The organism is Desulfosarcina sp. (assembly GCF_033791525.1).
Lineage (GTDB): Bacteria > Desulfobacterota > Desulfobacteria > Desulfobacterales > Desulfosarcinaceae > Desulfosarcina.
In genome coordinates this window covers 1-4097 of record NZ_JASJGN010000400.1, presented here as the reverse complement: position 1 = coordinate 4097, position 4097 = coordinate 1, and the positions used below count along the sequence as shown (strand labels likewise).

The 4097-nt window shown below is 57.8% G+C and carries 5 protein-coding genes; 3 read left to right on the top strand and 2 right to left on the bottom strand.

The features are described 5' to 3' along the window. The coding region (gene thiL, locus QNK41_RS19665) for a thiamine-phosphate kinase (protein ID WP_319260512.1) at positions 1–792 on the bottom strand (792 nt) is incomplete at its 3' end. Continuing rightward, a complete protein-coding gene (locus tag QNK41_RS19660; protein WP_319260509.1) occupies positions 779–2809 on the bottom strand; it encodes a PAS domain S-box protein in 2031 nt (676 codons plus the stop codon). The genes thiL and QNK41_RS19660, both read right to left, overlap by 14 nt. Before the next feature lie 245 nt (positions 2810–3054). Between QNK41_RS19660 and QNK41_RS19655 the strand changes: the two genes are divergently transcribed. The 3 genes from QNK41_RS19655 to QNK41_RS23145 all read left to right on the top strand — a co-directional run bounded on the left by QNK41_RS19655 (position 3055) and on the right by QNK41_RS23145 (position 4001). After that, complete coding sequence (locus QNK41_RS19655) at positions 3055–3567, top strand: gamma carbonic anhydrase family protein (RefSeq protein ID WP_319260507.1); 513 nt, start codon at positions 3055–3057, stop codon at positions 3565–3567. A gap of 63 nt (positions 3568–3630) precedes the next feature. Then, the gene (locus QNK41_RS19650) at positions 3631–3855 is read left to right on the top strand and encodes a hypothetical protein (protein ID WP_319260504.1); all 225 of its coding nucleotides are present in this window, start codon (positions 3631–3633) and stop codon (positions 3853–3855) included. Continuing rightward, complete coding sequence (locus QNK41_RS23145) at positions 3852–4001, top strand: hypothetical protein (RefSeq protein ID WP_413815184.1); 150 nt, start codon at positions 3852–3854, stop codon at positions 3999–4001. Before QNK41_RS19650 ends, QNK41_RS23145 begins: the two co-directional genes overlap by 4 nt. Positions 4002–4097: the final 96 nt, after the last annotated feature.

Below are 4097 nucleotides of genomic sequence, written 5' to 3'. Positions count from 1 at the left end.
GGCAAAATCAAGCGGGTCATTTCCGGTCAACCGGGCGGCCTCGCGCACGGCTGGATCAATCGGTATGTCCGCGACAACAATCTCTGCGCCGGTGCCGCTTTGATCGCAGATATGGTTCACCTCTGCAGCCAGGCCGTCGCTGATGTCGATCATGGCCCGGGCAACGGGGGCAATCAACCGTGAGACGTCCAGCCTGCAACCGGGAGCCAGGTGCTTCTCTCTTAAATAAGGGGGGGGCTCCAGTCCGGCAGCCAGCATGGCCAGGCCGGCGGCGGAAGCACCCAGGGGGCCGGTGACGCACAGCAGTTCTCCGGGGCGGGCTTGGCTTCTCAGTCGCAAGTTTCCCGGAGACACCCGGCCCAGTAGGGTGATGCTGATGGTGGCCACCTCAGCGTGGGTGGTATCACCCCCGGCAAGCACCACGCCGTAGCGTCGGCAGGCCTCGGCCATTCCCTTGTAGAGTGCTTCGACCCAGGCCACCTCGGTGTCCGCTGCCAGGGCCAGTGAGACAAACATGAACGTGGGGGCTCCGCCCATGGCGGCAATATCGCTGACATTGCAGGCGACGGACTTGATCCCGACTTGTGCCGGTGTGGCCCAGTCGCGTCTGAAGTGGCTAGTCTCCACCAGCATGTCCGAGGTGACAAGCAGATAATCCCCATTCGGGAAGGATCCGCCGATGACGGCGGCGTCGTCGCCAATGCCGGCCACCAGGTCGGGATGGATGACTGTGGATAGTCGGGCCAGCCGGCTAATCAGGGCGAACTCGCCGCCGACGTCAGCGATTTTCATCTTGCGCGGCTCCCAGCAGTTCTCTGACTTTTTTTGACAGGGAGGCGAGGCGGAAGGGCTTTTGAATGAACCCGCTGCAGTTCTGCATCAGCTTCCGGACAGCTTCTCCGTTCTGGCTGTATCCGCTGGAGAGCAGCACACGGACGGACGGATTGATCGCTTTAAATCGGCGGATCGTGTCGTCAACCGCAGCTCCGGGCATGATCATGTCCACGATCACCAGTTTGACGTTCCCGTCCTGTTTTTCGAAACGGGCGATTGCCTCATCGCTGTTGCCGGCGGTGATGACCGTATAACCCAGAAGAATCAGCATCTCCCGGCCCACATCGAGAAACTCCGGTTCGTCATCCACGACCAGTATGGTTTCGGACCCTTTTTCCGTCATGGCGTCATGGACACCGGCAGACTCACCGACGCAGTCGGACGGCGGCAGCAGCACGTTGAATTGGGATCCCTCGCCCGGTGCACTGAAAACGTCGATATACCCTTTATGGTTCTTGACGATCCCGTAGGTAGAGGCCAGTCCAAGCCCGGTGCCCTGGCCCTGTGCCTTGGTCGTAAAAAAAGGCTCGAAGATCTGCTTCTGGGTCTCCTGATCCATGCCGTGGCCTGAGTCTCGCACCGAGAGCATGGCATAGTGTCCGGGAATAATCTCGTACTTCCGGTTCTCTCTGGTGCTCAAGACGGTGGCCTGGGTTTCGATGACCAGGTGCCCTCCCTCGGGCATGGCATGCACGGCATTGATAATCAGGTTCAACAACACCTGTTCAATTTGGGTGCGGTCTCCACTGACGATGGGTGTGTCCGGACTGAGGCGGGTTTCAATGGTGATCTGCCCTTGGGAGTGGCCAAACATCTCAAGGGTATCTTCAACCAGGCCATTCAGGTTGATCTCGCATAATTCCGTCTGCCCGCCCCGCGCGTAGCCGAGCAACTGGCCGGAGAGTTTGGCGCCCCGCTTTACAATCTGGCTGATGATGGACAGGCGTTTCTGGTGCGAGCTTTGGGGGGATATCTGGTGACGGATGATTTCCACGTTGCCTTGAATGCCGGCAAGCATATTGTTGAAGTCATGGGCGATCCCGCCGGCCAGAGTCCCCACAGCCTCCATCTTCTGGGACTGGATCAGTTGGCGCTCCGTCTTTTTGCGGTGGGTGATGTCCCTCACGGTGACCACCCGGCACGGCCGGCCGGCCAGTTCCCCGGACCGGGAACGCAATTCTGCGGGAAACGACCGCCCGGCGGCCGAGCGGGCTGTGATTTCGTAGACCCGGTCATCGTTTGATGCAATGATCTGTTGAACCTGCCCCCTGTCCTCGGTTGAAACGAATTGACGGATGATGTCCATCCCGATTAACTGATCATGCGGGCACTCAAGCAGATCGGCAAAGGCGTCATTGAACTCGATAACCATGCCGTTGTCGTGAAACAGGATTCCCTCCGTGGATGCCTTGGAGAGCAGCCTGTACCGATCACGGTTTTCCGACAGCGCCTGCTGGGTTTTTTTGCGCTCCTCCACCTCTTTTTTCAGTCGTGTATTGGCTTCCTTCAAACGCGCGTTCTGTTCCTGGATCGTAGCGGTCAACTGAAGCCTGGCCGCTTCCAATACCGTTTCGAAAGCCTTTCGATCGGAAATGTCGTTACCGACGCATAAAAGCTCTGCGACGTTGCCGGTATCGTCCCTAAAAGCCCGGTTGGACCAGACGACCCAGATGCGGTCACCGTTTTTGCGACGGTTTTCGTTGATCTGGTGAGAATAGTCGTCAGGTCGGCGCAACAACTCGTCGATCATCGCCTGCAGATCGTTGCCGGTCGCATCTTTTTCCGGGATGATGGTCCCCACGGCATGTCTACCTAAAATCTCCGGCTCACGGTAGCCGAAAAAATCCAATCCGAAGGGGTTGAGAGAAATTATCCGCCCGCCGCCATCCAGGCGCAAAACGATGCAGTTGGCGTCAGCCAGAGAAATTGAACCGGCGTCCGGTTTCCGGGAGGGTGATGCTTTATCCGATGTCATGGTTAACGATGGCTTTTGTAAAAAGTCCGGCATGTTTGGTGTCAGACAAATTCTAACCTGCTTTCGGCCGCCTTCGCAAGAACTTTAAGAAGGGTTGCGAAACCAATGCAGTTGGCGACTTCGTGAAAGCAGTTTTCTGCTTGCGAAACCGGCGGGTTCAACGGTAAGGTGTTACGAACTTGTCGGCGCCGACAGGTTGCTTGAACGAAAAAAAGATAACGGTGTACAGGAGTGTTGAACCAGTCATGCTTATCGAATATAACCGAATCATACCCACCATCGGAAAAAACGTGTTTATCGCACCCACCGCTGTGGTGATCGGTGATGTAACCATTGGGGACCATGCCAGCATCTGGTTCAATACGGTGCTGCGGGGAGACATGGCGCCGATCAGAATCGGCAGCCACACGAACATCCAGGACAACTGCACGGTTCACACCGATTTCGGCAAACCGGCCATTATTGCTCACCACGTGACCGTGGGACACAACGCAGTGGTCCACGGTTGCACCATCGACGCCGGCAGCCTGGTGGGTATCGGTGCGATCGTGCTCAACGATGCCCATGTGCTGGAACAGACCGTGGTGGCCGCCGGTGCCGTAGTCCGGGAAGGTGCGCGGGTGGGTCCCCGGCAACTGGTGGCCGGCATTCCGGCCGTAGTGAAAAAGGAACTGACCGACCTGCCCATGGACCGATTTGAGCGGTCGGTCGATCAGTACCTGAAGCTTGCCGGCACATACTTGGATCAACAAATTTGACACGCGCCGCCTCTCGCGGGATGCATTTCAATTCATTTCGTATCCCACCCAAAGGAATGTCTCATGGCACCTGCGCCGCCATTGCCGGACAGCCATTTGCGGATCAAGGCTGCAATGGCCAAGACCGCTGAGAACGAGCAGCGATTCCGCGAACTGGCGGAACTGCTGCCGGAAACCGTTTATGAAATGGACACGAGCGGCCACTTTGGCTACGTCAACGCAAAGGGGAGGAACAGTTCGGATACAGTCGGGCTGATTTCGAGGCCGGGGCGAATGCCCTGGACATGATCATTGCTGCGGATCATGGACGGGCCCTTGCGAATCTGTCCCGGGCGCTGGCGGGAAAGCGCGTCTATCACTCCGAATACACGTGCCTGCGCAAGGATGGCTCCACTTTCCCCGGTCTTTTCTTACTCCGCCGTGAAATACCGTGACGGCCAGCCGGCCGGGATATTGGGCATTATCGTCGACAACTCCCACCAGAAAGCGCTTGAGAAGATGCTTCGCGAAGGGGAATCCCGCTATCGCAT

Bases quoted from the DNA above. Each gene is read 5' to 3' on its own strand.
- QNK41_RS19655 (WP_319260507.1), top strand. From the start codon at position 3,055: ATGCTTATCGAATATAACCGAATCATACCCACCATCGGAAAAAACGTG.
- QNK41_RS19660 (WP_319260509.1), bottom strand. From the start codon at position 2,809: ATGACATCGGATAAAGCATCACCCTCCCGGAAACCGGACGCCGGTTCA.
- QNK41_RS23145 (WP_413815184.1), top strand. From the start codon at position 3,852: ATGATCATTGCTGCGGATCATGGACGGGCCCTTGCGAATCTGTCCCGG.
- QNK41_RS19650 (WP_319260504.1), top strand. From the start codon at position 3,631: ATGGCACCTGCGCCGCCATTGCCGGACAGCCATTTGCGGATCAAGGCT.